This window comes from Actinosynnema sp. (assembly GCF_052038725.1).
This window is the reverse complement of the sequence record NZ_JBQGCX010001168.1, coordinates 1-2,646: the sequence shown is the minus strand read 5'-3', so window position 1 is coordinate 2,646 and position 2,646 is coordinate 1. Positions and strand designations below refer to the sequence as shown.

General features: G+C 74.0%; 2 protein-coding genes and 1 pseudogene. All 3 read right to left on the bottom strand.

Annotated elements, in window-relative coordinates; genetic code table 11:
- Positions 1-320: pseudogene (locus ACTUAL_RS24460) on the bottom strand (hypothetical protein); the annotation flags it as partial.
- 35 nt (positions 321-355) lie between these two features.
- Positions 356-1,528 carry a hypothetical protein gene (locus ACTUAL_RS24455; protein WP_440901900.1) on the bottom strand — a complete coding sequence of 391 codons (1,173 nt, stop codon included), beginning with the start codon at positions 1,526-1,528 and terminating at the stop codon, positions 356-358.
- Between the two features lie 3 nt (positions 1,529-1,531).
- Positions 1,532-2,311: an FHA domain-containing protein gene (locus ACTUAL_RS24450; protein ID WP_440901899.1), complete on the bottom strand. Its 780-nt coding sequence runs from the start codon at positions 2,309-2,311 to the stop codon at positions 1,532-1,534.
- Between the last annotated feature and the right edge of the window lie 335 nt (positions 2,312-2,646).

Below are 2,646 nucleotides of genomic sequence, written 5' to 3'. Positions count from 1 at the left end.
ATCACCTGCACCTCGGCCCCGAGCCTGCCGCGCGCCCCGGGCCGGCTCCGCAGGTACTTGGTGGACGAGAACCACACCGCGTCGTGCGCCCCGTCGGCCTTGCCCTCGGCGACCTTCTGAGCCCCGTCGAGCGTGCCGGTGAAGGTGAACTCGACATTCACCCCGGTGGCGCGCTCGGCCTCCTCCAGCACCGGCGCCATGTCGGCCAGCTCGCTGCCCGCCAGCACCCGCAACGTCGTCGGGACACCGCGCAGCGAGGGTTCGCCCTCGGGTTCGGCCTGCTCGGCCGTGCAGCCCGCCAGCGCGACGAGCACCAGCACTGCCGACACCACCGTTTTTCGAGTCGACCGCACCCTCACCGCCCGCACCCCCTGCCGCTCCGCTGGATCTCCGCCAACCCGTCGAGCATCCGCTCCAACACCCCCGCCGACGGCGCCTCCACCACGAACCTCGGCGCCTCGGGAGCCCCGCTCGGCTGCGCCGACGCCCGCTCCGGCCGGAACCCGTGCGCCGCGGCCAGCTCGATCAACCGGTCGTCACCGGCCAGCGCCTCCCCGAGCCGTCGGGCGTCGTCCTCGCCCTCCAGCGGGATGAACGTGTGCCGCGAGTACACCGTCGGTTTCGGGAACAGCGCCACGGCGTCCTCGGGCAGCGCTGGCGCGGGCTTGGTCGAGCGGAACTGGGCCTCGTACACCAGGCCCAGCTGGATCCGCCCGCCCTGCGGGTCGCGCAGGTAGTCGTTGAACAGCACCTCGCTGGTCGCCGACTGCTGGCCCTGCTGGAGCACCATCGAGCACAGGTCCGGCATGACCCGCGCGATCTCCGCGTCGCTGGTCACCACCGCGCCGCCGTTCGCCGCGTGCGAGGCGATCGACAGCATCATGATCGCCGAGTTGGAGTCCTTCGGGTCGGTCGTGCTCAGCGACACGACCTTGTTGGGACCGCTCGGGTTCCCTGGGAGCTGGTTCCACTTGAGGCCGTCGCGGGCCGCGCCGAGCAGCGCCTCGACGTCCACCAGCGGCTCACCGCCGCCGTCCTGCCGCACGATCCCGGCGCGGGTGAGCACCTCCACCAGCGGTCGGTGCGTCGCGACGACCATCGGCGAGGAGAACAGCGCGATCCCGGTCCTGGCCCCGGTCTCGGATTTGATCTTCTCGGCGGTCGCGGTGCTGGACGGGAACGCGAACGCGTGCTCCGGGTCCTGCTCCAGCTGCACCAGCATGTCCTCGCGCGACCCGGCCGGGTTCGCCGTCACCTCGAAACCGAGGCAGCGCAAGCGGTCCCGCACGTCGGGGTCGTCGAAGTAGGGCTTCTTCTCGGAGCCGATCAGCCCCTTGACCCGCACGGCGTCCGCCGCGCAGTCCGCGCCGCCCGCGGCGCCGTTCCCGCCCCTCGCCGGGACGCCACCGCCGTTCCGCCCGACGACGACCACCGCCAGCACGACGATGATCGCCACCCCGACGACCAGCGCCGCCACCCGGCCCGCCGCGCCGCTGTTGCTGCTGTTGCTGTTGCTGTTGCTGCCCACGCTTCACCCGCCCCCGATCCCGGTGTCCAGCAGCCGCAGGTCGGGTGGGACCAGGGTCGCGGTCTCCAGCAGCACCCGCAGCAGGTTGGTCTTGATCGCGTCCGGTGGCGCCGAGTCGGCGGTCACCCCCGGCACACCCGAGGCGGCCAGCCGCCGTCGCACCACGTCCACCACGTGCTCGGCCTTGCGGTCGGTCCAGCCGGGCTGGCCCGGCACGGCGGCGAGCGCGTCGCGGGTCTCGTTCCAGGACAGCGGGCGGGCGTCCGGGGCGCCCAGCAGCGCGAGCTGGAACAGCGCGACCAGCACCAGGCGCTCCCGGTCGGTCAGCGGCCACACCAGGTCGCGGGTCCCGGTGTCCGGGCGGACCGCTCCGGCGGGTGGGCCGCCGGTGCTGACCAGCAGTTCCACCAGGTGCAGGCGGGAACCCCTGATGTGCAGCGGGGTGTAGCCGGGGGCCAGCGCGGTCTCGTGGCCGCTCAGCAGGGGTGGGCGGCCGGGGAGGCCGATCGGGAGCCTGCCGCTGTTGCGCACCAGCCAGCCGTCGCCGTCGCGGCGCAGGGCCGCGTGCTCGCGGCTGACGTGCCAGTCGCCCGAGCCTACGGTCACGTGCACGTCCGGGCTGTTGCGGCCGAGGAGGAGCAGGGCGCCGGGGGACGGGGTCGCGGCGTAGCCGCCGTCCTCGCCGAGGGCGAAGAGGGTGCCGCGTGGCGCCGGGGCGCCTGCGACCAGGGGTTCCCGGCGCAGCAGGCTCGGGGTTCGGGGTTCCAGGAAGTGCATCACCACGTCGCGCGCTCCACGTCGGCCACGCTAGGGGCGTGGGCTCGGGAACCCACCCGAGCCGACGTCATTGGTCTCGTCACCGGGGTTCGGGCCTTTGTCGTTCGCGGGCTGGGGCTGGGGCGGGGTGGCGGTGGGGTGTGGGGAGTTGCCGGTCACGGCGTAGGTCAGCAGTGCGACCGCCACGGCCAGGGCCGGGTGGGACCAGAGCGGTGGGGCCAGGAAGAACGGGGTTGCCCCGAGGCTCACACCGCCTGCCTGGACGCCGGTCCCGCCGGGGAGGGTCCTGGGGGACCGGGGGTGTGAGCGGGGGTGAGAGCGGGGGTGGGGGAGGTCGGGAG